Source organism: Paeniglutamicibacter sulfureus (assembly GCF_039535115.1).
In the GTDB taxonomy this organism is placed as follows: Bacteria; Actinomycetota; Actinomycetes; order Actinomycetales; family Micrococcaceae; genus Paeniglutamicibacter; species Paeniglutamicibacter sulfureus.
This window is the reverse complement of sequence record NZ_BAAAWO010000001.1, coordinates 2,317,687-2,337,207: the sequence shown is the minus strand read 5'-3', so window position 1 is coordinate 2,337,207 and position 19,521 is coordinate 2,317,687. Positions and strand designations below refer to the sequence as shown.

Annotated in this window: 18 protein-coding genes; 10 read left to right on the top strand and 8 right to left on the bottom strand. The window is 66.2% G+C overall.

The window, feature by feature from the left end; genetic code table 11:
• Positions 1-3: 3 nt before the first annotated feature.
• The 3 genes from ABD687_RS10690 to ABD687_RS10680 all read right to left on the bottom strand — a co-directional run bounded on the left by ABD687_RS10690 (position 4) and on the right by ABD687_RS10680 (position 2,545).
• Positions 4-321: a hypothetical protein gene (locus ABD687_RS10690; RefSeq protein ID WP_310291350.1), complete on the bottom strand. Its 318-nt coding sequence runs from the start codon at positions 319-321 to the stop codon at positions 4-6.
• A 139-nt stretch (positions 322-460) separates the two neighbouring features.
• Positions 461-1,300 (bottom strand): aldo/keto reductase, encoded by an 840-nt coding sequence (locus tag ABD687_RS10685; RefSeq protein WP_071214148.1) that lies wholly within the window; start codon positions 1,298-1,300, stop codon positions 461-463.
• Positions 1,301-1,351: 51 nt separating this feature from the next.
• Positions 1,352-2,545, bottom strand: coding sequence for an MFS transporter (locus ABD687_RS10680; RefSeq protein WP_310291354.1), 1,194 nt, complete (start codon positions 2,543-2,545; stop codon positions 1,352-1,354).
• A gap of 159 nt (positions 2,546-2,704) precedes the next feature.
• Here ABD687_RS10680 and ABD687_RS10675 point away from each other — a divergent pair, with 159 nt between their 5' ends.
• Together ABD687_RS10675 and ABD687_RS10670 are read left to right on the top strand one after the other, a co-directional pair.
• Positions 2,705-3,151: a MarR family winged helix-turn-helix transcriptional regulator gene (locus ABD687_RS10675; RefSeq protein WP_071214146.1), complete on the top strand. Its 447-nt coding sequence runs from the start codon at positions 2,705-2,707 to the stop codon at positions 3,149-3,151.
• Between the two features lie 256 nt (positions 3,152-3,407).
• The gene (locus ABD687_RS10670; protein ID WP_310291360.1) at positions 3,408-4,643 is read left to right on the top strand and encodes an acyl-CoA dehydrogenase family protein; all 1,236 of its coding nucleotides are present in this window, start codon (positions 3,408-3,410) and stop codon (positions 4,641-4,643) included.
• A gap of 100 nt (positions 4,644-4,743) precedes the next feature.
• Here the strand turns inward: ABD687_RS10670 and ABD687_RS10665 are convergent, their stop codons facing one another.
• Positions 4,744-5,985, bottom strand: coding sequence for a hypothetical protein (locus tag ABD687_RS10665; protein ID WP_310291363.1), 1,242 nt, complete (start codon positions 5,983-5,985; stop codon positions 4,744-4,746).
• A 131-nt stretch (positions 5,986-6,116) separates the two neighbouring features.
• Between ABD687_RS10665 and ABD687_RS10660 the strand changes: the two genes are divergently transcribed.
• The 3 genes from ABD687_RS10660 to ABD687_RS10650 all read left to right on the top strand — a co-directional run bounded on the left by ABD687_RS10660 (position 6,117) and on the right by ABD687_RS10650 (position 9,433).
• Positions 6,117-6,920 (top strand): hypothetical protein, encoded by an 804-nt coding sequence (locus ABD687_RS10660; RefSeq protein ID WP_310291366.1) that lies wholly within the window; start codon positions 6,117-6,119, stop codon positions 6,918-6,920.
• 129 nt (positions 6,921-7,049) lie between these two features.
• Entirely contained in the window at positions 7,050-8,096 is a 1,047-nt protein-coding gene (locus ABD687_RS10655) for an MBL fold metallo-hydrolase (RefSeq protein WP_307579286.1), read from the top strand.
• Positions 8,093-9,433 carry an MFS transporter gene (locus tag ABD687_RS10650; RefSeq protein ID WP_310291374.1) on the top strand — a complete coding sequence of 447 codons (1,341 nt, stop codon included), beginning with the start codon at positions 8,093-8,095 and terminating at the stop codon, positions 9,431-9,433. Before ABD687_RS10655 ends, ABD687_RS10650 begins: the two co-directional genes overlap by 4 nt.
• A 40-nt stretch (positions 9,434-9,473) precedes the next feature.
• On the opposite strand, the gene ABD687_RS10645 is transcribed toward ABD687_RS10650, so the two are convergent.
• On the bottom strand, positions 9,474-10,481 hold the full coding sequence (locus ABD687_RS10645; RefSeq protein ID WP_310291377.1) for a LysR substrate-binding domain-containing protein: 1,008 nt from the start codon (positions 10,479-10,481) through the stop codon (positions 9,474-9,476).
• Between ABD687_RS10645 and ABD687_RS10640 the strand changes: the two genes are divergently transcribed.
• Entirely contained in the window at positions 10,480-11,238 is a 759-nt protein-coding gene (locus ABD687_RS10640) for an IclR family transcriptional regulator (RefSeq protein WP_264269564.1), read from the top strand. The two genes, ABD687_RS10645 and ABD687_RS10640, sit on opposite strands and share 2 nt — an antisense overlap.
• A 78-nt stretch (positions 11,239-11,316) precedes the next feature.
• Here ABD687_RS10640 and ABD687_RS10635 read toward each other — a convergent pair whose 3' ends face one another.
• The 3 genes from ABD687_RS10635 to ABD687_RS10625 form a co-directional block, all read right to left on the bottom strand.
• Positions 11,317-13,311, bottom strand: coding sequence for an acetoacetate--CoA ligase (locus tag ABD687_RS10635; protein ID WP_264269563.1), 1,995 nt, complete (start codon positions 13,309-13,311; stop codon positions 11,317-11,319).
• Positions 13,312-13,373: 62 nt separating this feature from the next.
• Positions 13,374-14,264: an amidohydrolase family protein gene (locus ABD687_RS10630; RefSeq protein ID WP_264269562.1), complete on the bottom strand. Its 891-nt coding sequence runs from the start codon at positions 14,262-14,264 to the stop codon at positions 13,374-13,376.
• Between the two features lie 73 nt (positions 14,265-14,337).
• Positions 14,338-15,642, bottom strand: a complete 1,305-nt coding sequence (locus tag ABD687_RS10625; protein WP_264269561.1) for an MFS transporter — start codon at positions 15,640-15,642, stop codon at positions 14,338-14,340.
• Here ABD687_RS10625 and ABD687_RS10620 point away from each other — a divergent pair.
• The 4 genes from ABD687_RS10620 (at position 15,641) to ABD687_RS10605 (ending at position 19,344) form a co-directional block, all read left to right on the top strand.
• Positions 15,641-15,841, top strand: coding sequence for a hypothetical protein (locus ABD687_RS10620; protein WP_264269560.1), 201 nt, complete (start codon positions 15,641-15,643; stop codon positions 15,839-15,841). The genes ABD687_RS10625 and ABD687_RS10620 overlap by 2 nt on opposite strands.
• A 172-nt stretch (positions 15,842-16,013) precedes the next feature.
• Positions 16,014-16,850 carry an IclR family transcriptional regulator gene (locus ABD687_RS10615; protein WP_310291380.1) on the top strand — a complete coding sequence of 279 codons (837 nt, stop codon included), beginning with the start codon at positions 16,014-16,016 and terminating at the stop codon, positions 16,848-16,850.
• A gap of 403 nt (positions 16,851-17,253) precedes the next feature.
• Positions 17,254-18,012, top strand: coding sequence for an SDR family oxidoreductase (locus ABD687_RS10610; protein ID WP_264269558.1), 759 nt, complete (start codon positions 17,254-17,256; stop codon positions 18,010-18,012).
• Positions 18,013-18,048: 36 nt separating this feature from the next.
• Entirely contained in the window at positions 18,049-19,344 is a 1,296-nt protein-coding gene (locus ABD687_RS10605) for an MFS transporter (protein ID WP_264269557.1), read from the top strand.
• The last annotated feature ends 177 nt before the right edge of the window (positions 19,345-19,521 follow it).

The following is a 19,521-nucleotide window of genomic DNA, read 5'->3' as shown; positions in this document are numbered from 1 at the left end:
TGGCTAGGCGCGGGCGTTGGGTGCAGCTGCCGGGAGGGCCGCCCGGATGGCCCGGCGCAACTCGCCAATCTCCGGCTGGCCGGCGAGTCCCGAGGCCGTGGGGTAGACCCGGCAGGCCACGGCCGGTGCGGCAGTGGAGGCAAAGAGGTCGGTGCCTTCGAGGCTGAAGCTGGGAGAGCCGTGGAAGTCGTATCGTTCGGCCTGGTCCTGGGTGGTGATTTCACGAACTTCGACCGCATTCGTGATGCCTTCGAGGCCTAGTGCCGTGTCGAAGAGTTCCTTGGCGGTGCCGGAATTCGGGCATCCGGGGATTACGAGCAAAACCAGTTCCATGTCTTCAGTATCGCGCGTTTCGCAGACGGCGGCAGCACAACATGGCACGGAACACCGGCACACCCGGGCCCGCACCAAGGCGGACCCGGAGCGCGGTGGTCCGGGAAGCGGTGGAAGGTGGGCGGAACTAGCCGTTGAAGGTGCCCGGGAACGGGCCGGTGCGCCCGTCGCGATCCAGGGCATCGAGCGCCGCGATGCTGTCGGTGTCCAGGTCGAAGCCGAGCAGATCCAGGTTCGAGGCCATACGCGAGGCGGTGACGGACTTCGGGATCACCACGTTGCCCTGTTGAAGGTGCCAGCGCAGCACCACCTGGGCCGGGGTGACCCCATGGACCGCGGCGGCTGCCAGCACCGCCGGGTCATCCAGCACGGCGCCCTGGGCCAGCGGGCTCCAGGCCTCGGTCGCGATCCCGTGGGCACGGTTCACCGCGGCGGTCTCGCGGTTCTGCAGGAACGGGTGCAGCTCCACCTGGTTGACCGCCGGCACCGTCCCGCCAAGTTCGATGATGCGCTCGAGCTGTTCCGGCAGGAAATTGGAGACTCCAATGGACCGGCTCAGCCCCGCGGCGCGCAGTTCCTCCAGCACCTGCCAGGATTCGAGGTACGCCTCGGTGTCGGTGCCCGGCCAGTGGATCAGGTACAGGTCCACGTGGTCCAGGCCCAGCTTGTCCAGGCTTGCGGCCAGCCCGTCGCGGGTCGTTTCCCGGCCCAGGTCGGCAAGCCAGAGCTTGGTGGTCACGAAGAGCTCCTCGCGCGGGATGCCGGAATCGGCCAGGGCGCGGCCGACCCCGGACTCGTTGCCGTAGATGGCGGCGGTGTCGATGCTGCGGTACCCGGTTTCCAGTGCCGTGGACACCGCGGCCGTGGTCTGTGCCTCGGGGATCTGGAAGACTCCGTAGCCCAGCTGCGGCATGCTGGTTCCGTCATTGAGGGTGATGGTCGGGACGGTGGTGGTTGAAATGCTCATGGGGATTCTCCTGGGATTGACTGGGTCGGGTGGTTGGGGTGGGGGGTGGCACTAGCCGACGGTGACGGGCACCGATTCGGGCGCGCGGGCCCCGGAGTATTCGCCGCCGCGCACGCGGGTCGCAAGGAGCATGACGGCGAGTCCCGCCACGGTGATCCCCGCGCCGGCCCACAGCGGTGAGGTGTACCCCAGTCCCGCGGCGATGGTCAGGCCGCCGACCCAGGCGCCCAGCGCGTTGCCCACGTTGAACGCGGCGATGTTGGCGCCCGAGGCGAGCGTGGGTGCATGCGCCGCATGGTTCATGATGCGCATCTGCAGGCCCGGGACGGTGGCGAAGCCGATGCCGCCCATGAGCAGCAGGGCGACGATGGTGGCAATCTGGTTGCCGGCAAGAAGTGCGAAGGCCACCAGAACGACGGTGAGGATCGAGAGCACCGTGATCAGCGTGGCGGCCAGATTGCGGTCCGCGGCCTTGCCCCCGAGGATGTTGCCCACGAAGAGTCCGACGCCGAAGAGCACCAGCAGCCAGGGAACTGACGTGGCGGCGAAACCGCTGACGCCGGTGAGCGTGAAGGCAATGTAGGTGAAGGCTCCGAACATGCCGCCGTAGCCCAGGATGGTCACAGCCATCGACAGCCAGACCTGGGGGCTGCGGAAGATGTTGAATTCGGCGAAGACGCCGGTGCTCGCGGAACGGGCCAGGTTGCCCGGGACCAGGACCATGATGCCGATGAAGGCAATGATGCCGATGGCGGTGATGGCCCAGAAAGTGGAGCGCCAGCCGGTGGCCTGGCCCAGCAGCGTCCCGAAGGGGACGCCCAGGACGTTGGCGATGGTCAGGCCCGCAAACATGAAGGCGATGGCCCCGGCACGCTTGTTGGGCGCCACCAAATCGGCGGCAACCACCGAACCGATGCCGAAGAAGGCGCCGTGGCACAGCGCGGCAATGATCCGGCCGACCATGACCAACTCGTAGCTCGGGCCGGTGGCGCTGAGCAGGTTTCCGATGATGAACAGGAGCATCAGGAACAGCAGCGACTTCTTGCGGTCCAGCCTGCTGAGCACTGCGGTGAGGATGATGGCGCCGATGGCCACGGCGAGGGCATAGCCGGAGATGAGGTAGCCGGCGACGGTTTCGGTGACCCCGAAATCCGCGGCAACCTCGGGCAACAGGCCCATGATGACGAACTCGGTCAAGCCGATTCCAAAACCGCCCAGGGCAAGGGCGTAGAGAGCTATGGGCATGGAGAACCTTCGGTGTATGAGGGCTGGGATGAGATGCGAAGGGTTTCCCCACATCGGTCGTTGCGTCTGCAATTAACTGCTGACACAATGATTGCATACGCGCTATATCGGCGCAAGGTGCTACTCTTGGGGAGTCGGAAAACACGAGGAGCATTACCCATGGGGATCAAGGACGACGCAGTGCAGGTCCGCGCGCAGGGCTGGCGCACGCTCGCCGCGCTGCACAACCTGATCGAGGGAGAGCTTGAGCGCGCCCTGCAGGCCAAGCACGGGCTCTCCGTCGTTGAATTCACGGTGCTCGATGCCCTGAGCCGGCAGGACGGCTGGCACATGCGCATGGCCCAGCTCGCCCGTGCCGCCGCACTCTCTTCGTCGGCCACCACCCGATTGGTGACCCGTCTCGAGGACCGTGCCCTGCTGACCCGCATCCTGTGCCTGGATGACAGGCGCGGGATCTATACCGAACTCACCGAGGCAGGGGAGCAACTGCTCGTCGAGGCTCACCCGACACATGATGCGGTGCTCCGGGAAGCGCTCGAAAACGCCGCCCGGGTCCCCGAGCTCCAGGGCCTGGTCACCGCGGTCGCTGCCAGCGGCAACGGCTAGCCAGCCCCCAGGCCCACCGCGCATCCCGCCGCATAACCGGCGAGCGCGGGCAATATCCATGACCTTCCGTGTGCCCGCATGTCCGCTCGATGACGCCCGGTGACTTCCCGTGGCATGCGCGGCGGCGTTCCAGCGGCGGGGGTGACGCTTCATGACAACGCGCTTCGGCCGTTGACGCGCCGGGTGCGCAACCCCCTTCCCGGTTCCTAGAGTCGAGTCATTGATTCGACGCGAACCCTCGAAGGAGACCACCCGCATGAGCACCACCGCCATTGACACCGACACTCTTCCCCGCACCCCATGGAACGGGCATGCCGACGAGCGCGAACTTGAACATTGGGCATCCGTAGCCCGCACGGTTGCCCAGGCCCTCGCCGTTGACGCGTTGGCCCGCGACGCCGCGAACCAGGACCCGTTCAGCGAGGTTGGCCTGCTGCGGGATTCGGGGCTGCTGAACCTGCTGGTCCCGGCCGAATCCGGAGGGGCCGGCGGACACTGGGAGTCGGCCTTCGCCGCGGTGCGCATCATTGCGGCGGCCGACGGTTCGATCGCCCAGCTGCTGGCCTACCACTATGCCAACCAGTCCAGCATCGCGTTCTATGCCGATCCTGCGACCCAGGGGGACTGGTTCGCCCGCAGCGCCGCCGCAGGCTGGCTCTGGGGTGATTCGGTGAACCCCGTCGATCCCGACCTCTCCCTCACCGCCGTGGACGAGGGCTACCGGCTCAATGGACTCAAGCGCTTCTCCACCGGTTCCTCCGTCGGGGACGTGATCGTCGTCAATGCCGCGGTAAGCGGCGGGACAAATGACGGCAAGGTCCTTGCGTTCGTGCTCGAACGCACCCGCGAGGGACTGGAGCTGCTCGGGGACTGGGACCACCTGGGCCAGCGGCTTTCGGCCTCCGGCTCGGTTAGGTACCACGACGTGCTGGTGACGTCCGAGGACGTGCTGGGCGAAATCACGCCCGATCCGATTGTCACGCTGCTGACCCCGGGGCTGCAGCTGGCCTTCGGGAACTTCTACCTCGGCATCGCCGAGGGCGCTTTGGCGGCCGGGCGCAAGATCCTGCTGGAGCGCAAGAACTCCTGGTTCCTTTCCGCGGCCGGCAGCTACGCCCAGGACCCGATCTTCCAGCGCACCATCGGGGAGCTGAAGGCGCGCACCGCCGCCGTCGGCGCCCTGGCCGAGAAGCTCAACCGCCGCTTCGACACCGAGGTGGGCCGCGCCGGCGCACTCGATGCGGCGCAACGAGGTGATGTTGCGGTGGCCATCGCCGAGCTCAAGGTCGTCGCCACCGAGGTGGCGCTGGAGGTGGCCAACCGCATTTACGAGGTCACCGGAGCCAGCTCCACCGGGAACGACGTGGGGCTGGACCTGTTCTGGCGCAATGTGCGCACGCACTCGCTGCACGACCCGGTGGACTACAAGAAGATCGAGGTCGGACAGTACTTCCTGCACGGAACCAACGCCCCGCTCTCCCTGTATACCTAAACCACGCAACCGAACCCCGAAAGGGAGCACCCATGCAGGGGGACCACCACCCCTGGGTGTTCAGGGCGGCGCTGGCCGGCGAGCACGCCGTGCGCGGGCCTCAGTCCTCGGCACCCAGGTACGCCAGGTCCTCGTCTTCCGGGTCCTCGTAGCTGATCTCGACGCCGGAGGGTTCGGCCAGGGCAAAGGCGACCAGCTTCTTCATCGCCGCGGGAATCCGGAAGTGCGTGTCGCGTTCCAACAGGCCTTCGGCGACCATGAGCTCCAGGAACAACTGTGCGAGGACCACCTCGTCGGTGTCCACCTCGTCCAGCGTCGCCATGGCCACCACCAGGTGCTCCACCGGGACCCCCTCGTCGAACCCGGCTTCCAGGAGGATGGAGGACAGCAGGTCAGCGAAGAGATCGTCTTCCGACTCCTGGTCGTCGTCGAACCCGGCGGCCGCCGTGGCGATGAATTGCAGGTACAGGCTCAACGCCACGTCCCGTACCAGGTGCATCAGCATCTCCTCGTGCGCGGCCCCGGCCAGGGCATCCAGGGGACGGTTCATGGTCGCGCGCCGCGAACCCACCTCGAGGATGCCGATGCGCACCAGCGCTTCCCAGAACAAATCGAGCAGCGGAACCTGCTGGGCGCTGGTCGCCTGGAACGGCGCGTCCTCGGCATCGGGGCCACGGACCGGGATGGTGTTGGCTCCCTGCGCCGAAACTCCCAGTGCCGCGGCCGCAGCCTGGATGTCCTTGCGGGTGAGCCGGCCTGTGGAGGTGACGTCGCGCTTGTACCCGAACCATGCGAAGAATGCCTGCAGGTGCGCGGCCAGCGGCAATGCGAGCAGTGCATCCCGGGTCTGGGTGCGTGACAGGGCCGGGACCTCGAAGACCCTTTCGTCGAAATCTGCGTCGGCCTGCTCGTCTGCGGCTTCCATCAACTCTTCCTGCACCTCATCGAACAACTGGTCGCTGCCGCTCCACAAATCCGAGTCGTCCAGATACAGCAGGTACCCCATGACCACCTGCAGGACGAAACCGAAGTCCTCCTCCGGGTGGTCGAAGAAGTACTTGCCCAGGGCCACCCGCGTGGCGAAAGGATGAAGCTCCGTGGCCACCTGGGTCTTGGCGGCAACGAGGTAGTTTTCCAGGAATCCCTGCAGCACCGGGAGCGGTTCGCCCAGTTCCGGCAGCGAGGTGTTGGCGCGCACCCATTTCATGAATCCCGCAGCCACCTCGTCCCCACTGCTGCGGACCCGGAACTCGTCGATGCTGACGATGTTCCCGGCCGCCCCGGTCCGCCCGGGGTGCCCCTGCTTGGCCTTGCGGGACGTGGGTTTCTTCTTCTTGGACACGGGCTCTCGCATTCTTGCTGGTGGGAGGTGGCAGGCAACTTCCCACCACAGTACAACGGATCGACGCACGGGTTGGGGGGAATCCTTGGACGCGGAGGCCGGTTGCATGGGAGGTTTGGATGGTGGATGAGATGAGCGTCGAAATTGAATTGAAGACCCTGGACCGTGCCCGGGAACAGCTACGTACCATGTTGATGTTGGTGGAGGGTGGCCAGGTGCGTTGCAGCGCGGCCACCAAGAAGCCGTCGGCCGCAACCATGCGCCTGCTGGCCGAGGCACTGCCGGGAGGTGACTTCTACCCCGACGAGCACATCGCGGCCTTCGCCTGGCCATTGCTGCTGCAGGCCGGCGGACTGGCAGCCGGAACCAAGCTCGAACTCACCGCGCGCGGCCGGGCCGCACTCAAGAAGGAGCCGGATGAAGTCCTGTTGGGGCTGTGGGACCGGTGGGTCCGCGGCGGGGTGATCGACGAGCTGTCCAGGATCGAGGCCATCAAGGGGCAGAAGCGGACCAACACGCTCTCCGGGTTGAAGAACCGCAGGTTCATGGCGGCCGAGGTCCTGAAGGTGCTCTCCACCAGCGAGTTCACCATGGTGACCCAGGCCTACAACGCCTCGATCCACGAGGGCGCGCACTTCACCGTGGTGCGCAACGACATGGCGGCGTTCAAGCTCTATGTCGAAGACCCCGAGTACGGCAGCCTCGGGTATGACCACATCGATTTCGGGGGATTCGTGGACAGGCGTTACCTGATGGCGTTGCTCCTTGAATACGCGGCGACGCTCGGAATCGTTGATGTGCGCTATGTCGATCCCGCGTTCGCGATGGATGACTTTGAGGATTTGTGGGGTACCGAGGCACTGACACGGATCAGCCGCTACGACGGTCTGCGTGCGGTGCGCCTGACCGAATTGGGGTTCCGCTCCATGGGGTGAACGGGAGGAGCCGCCTAACATAGGCAAAACCGAGGATTCGAATCGATAAAAACAGTTTTACGTATGTGCCGTGAGGCTACATCCTTGTGTGAAGGAAATCTCATTCTTCTCGCATAAGGAGCAGCACACGTGCAAGGCACTTCCCTGAAACCCCGCGTCGTCACACTGGGCACGGCCGGCGGCCCGCGTTGGTGGACCGGCGAAAACGCCGGCAAGCGCGCGGGCATCGCCACCGCAGTGGTCGTCGGCGACGCCGTGTACCTGGTGGACGCCGGAACCGGCGTGGGAAACCAGCTCATGAAGGCCGGATTCAGCACCGCGAACCTACGCGGGATCTTCCTGACCCACCTGCACTCCGACCACACCATCGATCTGGCGTCGCTGGCGATTTTCGGGCTCTTCACCATCACCCCCGGCCAGGCTCCGGTCCGCATCATCGGCCCCGGCGACCGTGGCGCCCTGCCGCCGGCCTCGCCGCGCGCCCAGATCCCGCCGACCCCGCTCTACCCGAAGAACCCGACCCCGGGCACCGCGGACATGTTCAGCCACCTCATGCAGGCCTACGGAACCGACTTGAATGACCGGGTGATCGACGCCCTGCGTCCCTCCCCGCTGGACCACTTCATCGCCGCGGACATCGCGATCCCCGCCGGAAGCGGCTACCACCCCAATGCGAACCCGACCCCCGAGGGCTTCGAGCCGTTCGAGATCTACCGGGACGAGCTGGTCACCGTGACCGCCACCCTGGTCAAGCACCCGCCGATCGCCCCGGCCTTCGCCTTCCGCTTCGACACCGCCGAGGGTTCCGTGACAATCTCCGGGGACACCGCACCGTGCGAGAACCTCGTGCGGCTGGCCCGCGACACCGACCTGCTGCTGCACGAGGCCATCGACTTCGACTGGGTCCAGCGCAGCTACGGGAGCATCGGCACCGAGGCCGCTGCCGCCTCGATGGACCACCACCGCCTCTCGCACACCTCGGCCGCCCAGGCCATCGAGCTGGCCGAACGTGCCGGGGCCCGCACCCTGGCCCTGCACCACCTGGTGCCAGGGACCACACCGGTCTCCACGTGGCTCGCCCACGCCAAGGATTTCTCCGGGACCTTCCTGGTTCCCGATGACCTCGATACCATTTCCTTTAGCCGCGCTCACACAGAATTGATGGTTGCGCCATGACCCACCTCAAGACATCGGCCGGGCAGTCGGCAGAGATCGCCGTTCCGTCGTTGAACGATCCGCACATGCGAAGGATCCTGGCTTCCTCCTTCATCGGCAGCGCCATCGAGTTCTACGACTTCATCCTCTACGCCACCGCCGCGTCGCTGGTGTTCAACAAGGTCTTCTTCGTCAACCAGTCACCCGCAGTGGCGCTCTTCGCCTCCTTCGCCACGCTCGCGGTGGGTTACCTGGCCCGCCCGCTGGGCGGCATCATCTTCGGGCACTACGGAGACAAACTGGGCCGCAAGGGCGTGCTGATCACCTCCATGGTGATGATGGGCGTCGCCTCGACCATCATCGGCCTGTTGCCGCCCACCGCACAGGTCGGTGTCATTGCCCCGATCGCACTGATCACCCTGCGCATCATCCAAGGCCTGGCCGTGGGAGGGGAATGGGGCGGGGCCATGCTCATGGCCCTGGAACACGCACCCAAGGAACGCCGCGGCTTCGCCGCCAGCTTCGCAAACATGGGCGGCCCGGCCGGCGCGGTACTGGCTACCCTTGCCGTCTCCGCCGTTTCCACGCTGCCCACCGAGCAGTTCCTGGCCTGGGGCTGGCGCATCCCGTTCATCGCCAGCCTCGGCCTGGTCGCCATCGGCCTGGTCATCCGCCTGAAGGTCACCGAGTCCCCGCTCTTCCTGGCGCTCGAGGACAAGGCCGAGGAGCGCAAGATCCCGCTGCTGCAGGTACTGACCAAGTACCCGAAATCCGTGCTCATGGGCACACTGGTGGGCATGAGCTCCTACACCGTGCAGGGCCTGATGACGGTCTGGGCCATCTCCTACGTCGTGGAGGAAGCCGGCATGGACCGCACCGCGGTGCTCAACATCAAGGCCGTGGGCGCCACCCTGACTATCGTGGCGGTGTGGTTTGCCGCTCGCTACTCCGACCGACTGGGCCGCCGCCCGGTCATGATGTTCGGCATCCTGGCCGGCGCGGTGCTGGCCCTGCCGATGATGTGGATGCTGCAACTGGGCGAGCTCTGGCTCTTCGCGATCGCGCTGTTCCTGGCCAACGGCGTGGTCCAGGGCACCATCTTCGGGCCGTTCGGCGCCTTCACCGCAGAGCTGTTCCCCACCCGGATCCGCTACACCGGCGCCTCGCTGGTCTACCAGCTCTCCTCCACGCTCGGTGCCGGCTTCACCCCGATGATTGTCACCGGCCTGGTGCTGCTCGGTGGCGGCTCGCTGTGGATCGCCGGGGCCGTGTGGGCAGGGGTTTTCCTGGTCGCCGCGCTGGCCATGCGCAGCATCAAGGAAGGCAAGGACGCGGACCTGGGCGCCGAGCACATGTAGCCGGGCAACGCCTCCGCGGCCAGGGGCCGGACCCGTCCATTCAGGACGGATCCGGTCCCTGCTCGCGTTCGGCACCGATGCCTTCACAGAACTCGATGAAGGCCCGCAGTCGCAGACTTGGCCTCTCCGATGCCGTGTAGGCGACGCAGATGTCGCTATGGCCAACCGGCCCCTCGATTTCCAGGACGGCCAGGGGTAAACCGTCATAGCTCAGGCTCACCGGGGGACGCTGCACCAGCACCGTGTAGCCCAGGCCGCGGGCCACCATGCCGCGCACAGCCTCGAAGTTCGAACTGCTCCAGGCGATCTTCGGGTCCAGGCCGGACATGCGTAGGTTCACCAACTGGTTGTCACGCACCGTGGGGATGTCCAGGGACACGAAGTCCTCGTCAGCGAGTTCGCTAAGCCGAACGGTTCCGCCGCCGGCAAGCCGGTGTCCGGCCGCAAGCAGCACGTAGGGGCGCCCGCTCATGACCGTGGTGTGCTTGACGCCGGGCAATAGGTGGCGGGTGTGGGTGATCACCACATCGAGGTAGCCCTCCAACAATCGCTCCTGCAGCTCGGCGCCGTCGCCCTCGATGATGCGCACCTCCAGGCCCGGGTTGGGCTTGGTGAACTGTTCGCAGACCACCGGCAGCCAAAATGCGGAGAGCCCGGAATACATCCCGATGTTCAGCGGCCCGACCAGGCCGCTCTGGCGCTCGCCGATCAGGCCCTGGACCTCTTCGGCGTGCCTGACCAGCTCCTTGGCATCGCGCAGGAAGTGGGTTCCCACGGCGGTCAGCACCACGCCGCGGGCCCGGTGGCGCACCAGCAGCTGGGAGCCGACGATGCGCTCGAGTTCCCCGATGGACTGGTGCATCGCCGCCTGCGAGATGTGGCAGGCCGTTGCGGCACCGGAGATCGTGCCGGCATCGGCCACGGCGATGAAGTACTGCAATTGCTTGAAGGTGTAGTTGACCACTTCTCCAGCGTAGGTGATGTGCGCCTGGCCATGATGCAGCGGCGGTTGGGTTGCGGTTCGCAGGCTGTGCCATGATTTCACCATGGAGAACAAGTCATCGCCCGTCGAGTCGGTAGACCGCGCACTGCTGTTGCTCATGCGCATGCGCGACCAAGGTCCGCTGTCGGTGAAGGCCGCCGCCGAGCAGCTCGATGTGGCGCCCTCGACGGCGCACCGGCTGCTGACGGCGCTGACCTTCCGGGGCTTCGCGGCCCAGAGCCACGACCGGACCTACCGCCCGGGCCCCGAAATCTCCGGGCACCCCCAGCCGTTTCTCTCCACCCAGACGCTGGGCGAGCACTCGCAGGCTGCCCTGGTCCGGCTACAGGGCACGGTAGGGGAGACGGTGCAGGTCATGGTCCTGAACGGCGGCAACATCCAATTCGTCGACGGGGTCGAGTCGGCGCGGAACCTGCGCGTGGCCAGGCGCATCGGGGACATGATGCCGGCCTTCGTGTCCTCGGGCGGCAAGGCGATGTTGGCGCAGCTGCCCAACGCCGAGCTGGAGGAGATCTACCGCTCAGGCCTGCAGTCCTGGCCCACCGGCAAGATCACCACCCTGGCCTCGCTTAGGCGCAGCATGACCAAGATCCGCCGGGACGGCTTCGGCACCAGCTTCGAGGAAACCGAGCAGGGGGTGGTGGGCCTGGGCGTGAGCATCAACGACGCCGATGGGCGCCCGGTGGCAGCGGTGACCACCGCGACGCCGAGCATCCGCTTCGACCGCTCCGCGATGCCGCTGCATGTCGAGGCGCTGCAGCTGGCCGCCGCCGAGATCATGGAGAAACTGCGCGGAGTCTGAGGTTCCCACGGTGAATAGGGCTTCACTCACGGTGCCGCCGGTGCCTCCCCTCGGGGAGACGCCGGCGGCACCTGTCGCTTAGGCTCCGGCCAGGATGCGGGAGACGGACTGCACCGTCTCGTCCAGGTCCTGCGGGTTCACCAGCACGCCGGTGTCAAGCACGCCGCCGGAACCGCCCTGCACCAGGCGCTTGAGCGGGATTTCCATGCGCTTGCCGGTGCGCGTGCGCGGGATGCTGCGCACGAACAACACGTGGTCCGGGACGTGGCGCGGGGAAAGCTGGGTGCGCAGCGCCGTGCGGATCGAGCGCTCCAGCCCCACGGTGTCCGCATCATCGGCGGCCTCCACCAGCAGCACCAGCTGGCCCATTGCGCCGCCTTGCTCGAAGTGCATCACCATGGCGTCGTTGACGCCGGGGTGGCCATCGAGCAGTGCATAGAACTCCGCGGTGCCCAGGCGCACGCCTCCGCGGTTCAGCGTGGCGTCCGAGCGCCCGGTGATGACCCAGCTGTCGCGCTCGGTGCGCACCAGCCAGTCGCCGTGGCGCCAGATGCCCTCAAAGACGTCGAAGTAGCTGGAGTTGTAGCGCTCATTGTCCGGATCGTTCCAGAAGAACACCGGCATCGAGGGCATCGGCAGGGTGGCAACCAGTTCGCCGGGTTCCCCGCGCAGGGAGTTGCGTTCGTGGTCCCAGGAATCCACTGCTACACCCAGCGGGCGGCAGGCCATTTCCCCGGCGTGGACCGGGGACAGGGGACTGGCGCCCAGGAACGCCGCGCAGATGTCGGTGCCACCGGAGGTCGGCGCCATCACGATGTCGGGGTTGATCGAGTCGTACGCCCAGCCTGCGACGTCGGCGGCCAGCGGGGATCCGGAACACTGGATCTCGCGCAGCCGGGAGAGATCCCATTTCTTGCCCGGCTCGACACCCGCGTGGGCGCAGGCGGCCAGGTAGGCGGCGCCGGTGCCCATGTAGGTGGATTCGGTTTCGGCCATGACCGACCACTGCGACCACTGCCCGTCAAGGGTCGGCCAATTGGGATCCCCGTCCTGCAGGACCACACAGGCACCCACCAGCAGAGAAGAAGCACCCATGTTCCAGACCATCCACCCGGTGGTGGAGAACCAGTAGGCGGTGTCGGCCTCGGAGATGTCGAAGTGCAGGCCCATGGCCTTGTAGTGCTCCAGCAGCAGGCCGCCGTGGGAGTGCACGATGGCCTTGGGGGTTCCGGTGGTGCCGGAGGAGAAGAGCACCGTCATGGGGTGGTTGAACGGAACCGGTTCGATGATCGCCGGTGCGTGGTCCGCGGTGAAATCCGCCCATGATTCTGCACCCGGTGCGGCTGCCGCAACGTCCAGCTCTTCATCCAGGTAGGGCAGCACCACCGTGGGGATGTCGCCGAGCTCAGCCCGGACGGCAGCCAGGTCGCCGAGCTTGGAAATGTCCTTTGCTCCCCAGCGGTAACCATCGATGGAGATCAACAACGTGGGATCCAGCTGGCCGATGCGCCCCAGCACGCCCTTGACACCCATTTCCGGCGGCACGCAGCACCAGATGGCGCCCAGGCCGATGACGGCGAAGTAGGTGGCCAGGGTTTGCGGGATGTTGGGCAGGTAGCCTGCAACCCTGTCCCCGGACTTGATGCCGTGGCGGATCAGGCCCTGCTGGATGCGCTCGATCTCCTCGGTGAACCGGGCGCCGGTCCAGTCGATGGAACCGTTGGTCTGGCTGCGGGACTTGACCATGGTGTCCTGGGGGCGGCGGGCCAGGGAACGCAGGACGTGCTCGGTGAAGTTGATCCGGGCTCCGGTGAACCATTGCGCCCCGGGCATGGTGCGCTCGGTGAGCACCGAGGTGTAGGGGGCGTGGCTGATGATCTCGAAGTGGTCCCAGACCTCGCCCCAGAACTCCTCAAGGTTTTCAACCGACCAGGCCCAGGCATCCTCGTAGTCGGTGAAGTGCCGGCCGGTCTTGGCCTCGATCTTTTCCAGGAAGCGGCCCATTTGGCTGCTTGACCAGTCCTCGCGGGCGGGTGCGGGCCGCAGCAGTGCGCCGGGTTCGGTGTTCTTCATGGTGCTTTCCTTTAATGGTCTTCGTGTCGTCCAGGGATCCCGGAGGCGGGCGTGGCGGTGCGTTAGGAGGAGGTGGTGCCGGAATCGAGTCCGAGCAGCCTCACGGCGTTGTCCTTGATGATTTTTTGGCGCGGTCCCTCGCGCAGCTCCAGCTTCGCGAAGTCGGCCATCCAGCGATCCGGCGGCAACAGCGGGAAGTCGGAGCCGAAGAGGACCTTGTCCTGGAGCATGGTGTTGGCGTACTGCACCAGGTTGGCCGGGAAGTACTTGGGCGACCAGCCGGAGAGATCGATGTACACGTGGTTGTGGCGCACCGCCACCGCCAGGGCCTCGTCCTGCCAGGGGAAGGAGGGGTGCGCCATGATGATGCGCAGTTCGGGGAAGTCCACCGCCACGTCGTCCAGGGCCATCGGGTTGGAGTACTTCAAACGGATCCCGCCGGATCCGGGCATTCCGGCGCCGATGCCGCTCTGGCCGGTGTGGAAGAGTGCGGGGACGCCCAGTGACTGGATTTCCTCGTAGAGCGGGTAGGCGGTGCGGTCGTTCGGGAAGAAGGACTGCAGGTTCGGGTGGAACTTGAATCCCTTAATCCCGTAGTCCTGCACCAGGATGCGGGCCTCGGTGATGGCCGCCTTGCCGCGCGCCGGGTCGATGCTGGCGAAGGGGATGAGCACGTCGGCGTGCTTGGCCGCCTCCTCGGCGATGTAGCGGTTGGAGATCGGCGGGTGGCCGGTGGTGGCCTCGTGGTCGACGGTGAACACGACGGCTGCCATGTTCCGTTCGCGGTAGTGGGCCGCGACGGCCTCGATCCCCAGCGGGTCGTGGGCCGCGCCGAAGTGCGCCTGCGCGGCCTCGCGGAAATCGTCAGGCATGTCGGTGTGGCCGTGGTCGTCGGATTCGATGTGGACGTGCATGTCGATCGCGACCAGGTCGGCGACGTTGATCTTGCTCATGGTGGCGTTTATTCCTAGCCGGTGGCGGACGGGGCCGCCACCGATCGCTGGTTTGTCGGAAGGGGAAAGCAGGTCAGGAAAGAGTTGCGGCAACCGGTTCCGTCGAGCGGGTTTGGCGCTTGAGCGAGAAGGCCAACGCCACGATGCACAGGGCGGAAGCGGCCAGCGGGGCGGCGAAGAGCACGAAGATGTTCTCCGGCTTCCAGCCGCCGGCCAGCAGATAGCCGACCAGGATCGGGGCGACGATGGAAACCAGGCGGCCGAGGCCGATCATCCAGCCGACACCGGTTGCCCGGGCCCGGGCGCTGTAGATCTCGGGGGAGACCGTGTAGAAGCCGGCGATGCCCGCGGTGGTGAGCATGCCCAAGAAGAGCGCAAGCACCATGGCCAGGGTGATCTGGGTGAAGAGCATGGAGAAGACAACGTAGGCGGCGGCCGATCCGAGCAGCGCGATGACCAGCAGCGGGCGTGCTCGGTAGCGCACGGCCAAGGCGCTGAAGACGAAGCAGCCCAGGATGCCGCCGGCGTTGGCGATGGTGCCTGTGGTGACGCCGATCGAGTTGTCGCCGGTGACGCCGGCAATGATCTTCGGGGTCCAGGTGTTGGCGAAGTAGTATGCGGCCACGAGGCAGCCATAGCCCGCCCAGAGCATGAAGGTGCGGAAACGGATCGGGGTGGTCAGGATTTCGCCGATCGCCGACTGCTCCTTGCCGGTGGCCGTGATGGCCGGCAGTGCGTCCAGTGCCGGGCGCCCGATCTTGGCGAGGATGTTGTTCACGCGCTTGAGGGCGCCGGCGGGCCGGCGGGTGAACAGGTAGTCAAGGGATTCGGGAAGCCAGATCCACGAGACGACGAGCATGATGATGGTCAAGACCGCACCGACGGCGAAGAGGGAGTGCCAGCCGAAGTTCGGGATCAACGGTCCGGCCACGAGGCCGCCGATGGTGGCGCCGATCGGGTAGCCGGCGGTGTAGATGCCCATGATTGAACCGCGACGCTTGTTCGAGGAGTATTCGGACACCAGGACGTTCAGGTTGGCCATCATGCCGCCGACGCCCAGGCCGGTCACGATCCGGAAGACCAGGAGTTGGGTGGCATCGCCGGCGAAGACCGAAGCGACCATGCCGATGCTGATGACGACGAGGGAGATCAGGGTGAGGCGGCGGCGCCCGATCTTGTCGGCGAGCGGAGTGAGGAAGATGGAACCTGCAGCCATGCCGAAGAGGCTTGCGCTCAGCAGGAATCCGAGGGCGGCGGGCTGGATGCCCCACTCGCGAGAGAGCACCGGCGCGGCGTAGGCCATGGCGGCCACATCGAAACCGTCAATGAGGATCAGGGTCAGGGCGATGACGACCGCCATTACCTGGAACCGGCTCATGGCCGAACTACGTATTTCCGCGAGAGTTTCCATGGGAGCTTCCTGGTTTGGTAAAGGTGCAACGGGCGGAACGCCGCCCGTCAATGTGAGTTTAGTCATGGATGTGACGGAGGAACCATATTTTGTGCGCAAATTCCGTTATACAGAATTGTTGATGATGATTTCATCGCGATTCACCCTTTGGCTTTGGGGTCTGTAGGGAATCCGCGGGGTACGTGCCCGGCTCTCGATCGTCAGACTCATTCCGTATGAAGGAATTCATGATGGTTGGGAGGAGGGCGCGCAGAGTGTGTCCCCCGGGAGCGGCATGGGCGGTGCCGCACCCGTCAGCGGAGCCCGGGTGCCGGGCGGCAACATGGGATGCTTGTGCCATGACCAACTCCACGCCGGATGCAGCTGCGAGCGATTCCAAATCTTGGACCGACGGCGCAACGCAGCCGCCCATCGAATCGGTTGACCGCGCGTTGCAATTGGCTCTCATACTCCGCTTCGGTGGCACCTTGACCGTCACCGAGGCGGCCGCGCGGCTCGGCGTGGCGGTCTCCACGGCGCACCGCCTGCTGGCCGCCCTTTCCTACCGGGGATTTGCCGGCCAGGACCGAGAACGGCGCTATGTGGCGGGACCTGTTCTTGCCGCCCACGCGGTCGGGGCCATAGCCCGAAGTTCATTGCGCGACCTGGCCCGCCCGGCACTTGAACGGCTCCATGCCAGGCTCCATGAAACCGTGGGCTTCATGGTGTTGGAAATGGGCTCGGTTCGTTTCCTCGACGGCATAGATGAAATGGAGCAGAACCTGAGGGTGGTGATTCGTGTCGGGGACAAGTTGCCGGCGCTCGAGTCGGCCGGCGGCAAGGCCATGCTGGCGCAACTGCGAAATGACGACCTTGCCGCAGTTACATCCGCATCGGGGGTCCCGGCGCCGCTGGACGAGCGGGCCGGGTCGGAAGGTGGATCGCTTGCAACGCTGAAGCGGCATCTGGCTGTGGTTCGCCGCAATGGCTATGGGGTGAATTTGGAGGAAACCTCACCGGGCATCTGTGGAGTGGGCGTTGCGATCCCCACGACAGGACAGCCGCTCGGGGCCTTTACGACCGTTCTGCCCACGGCACGCTTCCATCGGGATGAGCTCAAGGGCTACGTTGAGGCCCTTGCTCAGGCGGCGGACGAGACCGGCCGTCGCATCGCGGATCTGACGCGCGCGCTCTGAGGTCGGATAGTTCCCTGCCGGGCAATAATCCCCGCTTCGTGTGACCAAGGAAATGTTGCGTTCGACTTTCCTCTGGACGGAAAAGTTGACGAGATTTCCTGGACAGAACCCCTACTTGTATGTAATTGCATGTAATTTCTACGAGGGTGAGAACTTGACATTCCGGCAGCGGGAAAACCGGAATTGCGGTGTGATCGGCGCCGTTGACGCCGGATTCGGGCAGGCCTACTGTATGGAATGCATCAACACCGGGAGCGGAATTCCTTTCCGCACCGTGAGACGCATACAAGCACGGACCGTCACCCGCCGGACCACCTGGCCCGAGAGTCCCGGCCCTCGCCGTACATAAGAATGCGAACCGAAGTCGTGGGATCCACGGCATCGCGTAGAAGGAGTCGAAATCATGTCACAGCGTGTACTCATCACCGCCGGAGCCGGCGGAATCGGACTGGCCATCGCCAAGGCTTTCGTTGCCAACGGCGCCCGCGTCCACATCGCCGACGTCAACGCCGAGGCCGTCGCGGCGATCGTCGCGGAAAACGAGAACATCACCGGTTCGGTCGGCGACATCAGCAAGGCCGAGGACCTCGAGGTGCTCTTCAAGGACATCGAGGAACAGCTTGGCGGCCTGGATGTGCTCGTCAACAACGCCGGCATCGCCGGAGCCACCGCCCCGGCCAACGACTACCCGATCGACACCTGGGCCGCCGTCGTGAACATCAACCTCACCGGCACCCTCATGGTCACCCAGCGCGCCATCCCGCTGCTCAAGGAATCCGACGCGGGCTCCATCCTGGTGATGTCCTCGCTGGCCGGCCGCTTCGGCTACCCGAACCGCATCGCCTACGCCACGACCAAGTGGGGACTGGTCGGCTTTGCCAAGACGCTCGCCCTGGAACTGGGCGATTTCGGCATCACCGCCAACACCATCCACCCCGGAGCCGTCGAGGGCCCGCGCATGGGCAGCGTATTGGCAGGCCGCGCCGAGGCCAACGGCACCACGGTGGAGGAAGAAACCAACAAGGCGCTGGACAACCAGTCGATCCGCAAGTTCATCGACCCCAACGACATCGCCCAGCTGGCCCTCTTCCTGGCCGGCCCGCACGCCCGCACGATCTCGGGACAGATGTTCCCGATCGACGGCGACTCGAAGCACTCCTAGGCAATCTGAACCACTAGCTGAATCGCAGAACCGGACATGTCCACCACAAGTAACACTTTCGGCGAAAACCTTGCACAGGCCGCAGGCGCGGGCAACCCCCGCCCCGGGCTGTGGAAGGGCCGCATCATCATCATCGTTGGGCTGCTGCTGCTGGGCATCGGCCTGCGCTACGCGGTCACCGGGCTCTCGCCACTGCTGACCACCGTCACCGGCGAACTGGGCATCGGCACCGCCGGGGCCACCTTCATCGGCATGCTGCCCACGCTGAGCTTCGGCATCGGCGGCTTCCTGGCCCCGGTCATTGTGCGCAAGATCGGGCTGGAGGCAACCGCCCTGATCGCCGTGATCCTGGCCGCCGTCGGCACCATGGTGCGTCCCTTCAGCGACAGCCCCGCGATCTTCATGGCCCTGACGTTCGTGGCCCTGCTGGGCATGGGCTTCGGCAACGTGGCTGGCGCCCCGCTGGTCAAGAAGCACTTCCCCGACCGCCAGGCCTCCATGGTCACCGTCTTCGCCCTGCTGATGCAGGCCGGGGCAACGCTGCCGGCCATGACGGCGCTCCCGCTGGCCAATGCCGGTGGCTGGCAGTTCTCGCTCGCCTCGTGGGGCGTGCTCTCACTGGTCGCCGTCCTGCCCTGGACGCTGGTGCTTCTGAAGGAACGCCGCAGCGGTGCCCCCACCGCGGCGCAGAGTGCCACGGCCGGTGCGGCGGCCGGAACGGGTCTGGGCCTGGGCCGCTTGGTCGCCAGCCCCGTCGCCGTCGGAACCGCACTGTTCTACGCCATGGCCTCGCTGAACATCTATGCCATGCTGGCCTGGCTGCCCACGATCATGCAGCAGGGCTTCGGGCTGGACAAGGGATCGGCCGCCACGGCGTTTTCCGTCTACACGTTCATGACCCTCCCGATGGCGGTGATCACCCCGCTGATCGCCAACAAGATGCGCAACCCGGCGATCCTCGCGGTGATCCTGTCGGCGGCCGGCCCGCTGGGCTACCTGCTGATGCTGACCGGAATCGGCCCGCTGTGGCTCGCCGCCCTGGTGGCAGGTCTCGCCGGAGGAGCCTTCCCGCTGGCGATCGCGATGTTCAACCTGCGCAGCCGCACCACCGCGGGGTCCGCGGCCATGGCAGGATTCGCGATGGGCGTCGGCTACCTCTTCGGCACCCTTGGCCCGCTGCTGGGTGGTTGGCTCTTCTCCACCACCGGTGGCTGGACCGTCCCGCTGTGGGTGTACGTGGCAACCTTCATCCCGATGTCTCTGGGCGGCATCATGATGGCCCGTACCGGCCGATACGTCGAGGACAAGGCCGGGGTCGCCGGCCAGGCGTAACCGCGCGGTACACGGCGACCCGGACCCCGGTCCATGTACGCGAACGGCCCGGTCAAGCGACCGGGCCGTTCGCATGGGCGGGAGCCTCCGGGCACGCGCAAGCGCCAAGCCCCCTGTACGGCATTTTGAACTTCCGCGACCGCCTCGAGCGGGGCCGGATCCAGGCGATGTCACACC

Bases quoted from the DNA above. Each gene is read 5' to 3' on its own strand.
- ABD687_RS10685 (WP_071214148.1), bottom strand. From the start codon at position 1,300: ATGAGCATTTCAACCACCACCGTCCCGACCATCACCCTCAATGACGGA.
- ABD687_RS10680 (WP_310291354.1), bottom strand. From the start codon at position 2,545: ATGCCCATAGCTCTCTACGCCCTTGCCCTGGGCGGTTTTGGAATCGGC.
- ABD687_RS10675 (WP_071214146.1), top strand. From the start codon at position 2,705: ATGGGGATCAAGGACGACGCAGTGCAGGTCCGCGCGCAGGGCTGGCGC.
- ABD687_RS10670 (WP_310291360.1), top strand. From the start codon at position 3,408: ATGAGCACCACCGCCATTGACACCGACACTCTTCCCCGCACCCCATGG.
- ABD687_RS10660 (WP_310291366.1), top strand. From the start codon at position 6,117: ATGAGCGTCGAAATTGAATTGAAGACCCTGGACCGTGCCCGGGAACAG.
- ABD687_RS10650 (WP_310291374.1), top strand. From the start codon at position 8,093: ATGACCCACCTCAAGACATCGGCCGGGCAGTCGGCAGAGATCGCCGTT.
- ABD687_RS10640 (WP_264269564.1), top strand. From the start codon at position 10,480: ATGGAGAACAAGTCATCGCCCGTCGAGTCGGTAGACCGCGCACTGCTG.
- ABD687_RS10645 (WP_310291377.1), bottom strand. From the start codon at position 10,481: ATGGTGAAATCATGGCACAGCCTGCGAACCGCAACCCAACCGCCGCTG.
- ABD687_RS10635 (WP_264269563.1), bottom strand. From the start codon at position 13,311: ATGAAGAACACCGAACCCGGCGCACTGCTGCGGCCCGCACCCGCCCGC.
- ABD687_RS10630 (WP_264269562.1), bottom strand. From the start codon at position 14,264: ATGAGCAAGATCAACGTCGCCGACCTGGTCGCGATCGACATGCACGTC.
- ABD687_RS10620 (WP_264269560.1), top strand. From the start codon at position 15,641: ATGGCCGAACTACGTATTTCCGCGAGAGTTTCCATGGGAGCTTCCTGG.
- ABD687_RS10625 (WP_264269561.1), bottom strand. From the start codon at position 15,642: ATGAGCCGGTTCCAGGTAATGGCGGTCGTCATCGCCCTGACCCTGATC.
- ABD687_RS10615 (WP_310291380.1), top strand. From the start codon at position 16,014: ATGACCAACTCCACGCCGGATGCAGCTGCGAGCGATTCCAAATCTTGG.
- ABD687_RS10610 (WP_264269558.1), top strand. From the start codon at position 17,254: ATGTCACAGCGTGTACTCATCACCGCCGGAGCCGGCGGAATCGGACTG.
- ABD687_RS10605 (WP_264269557.1), top strand. From the start codon at position 18,049: ATGTCCACCACAAGTAACACTTTCGGCGAAAACCTTGCACAGGCCGCA.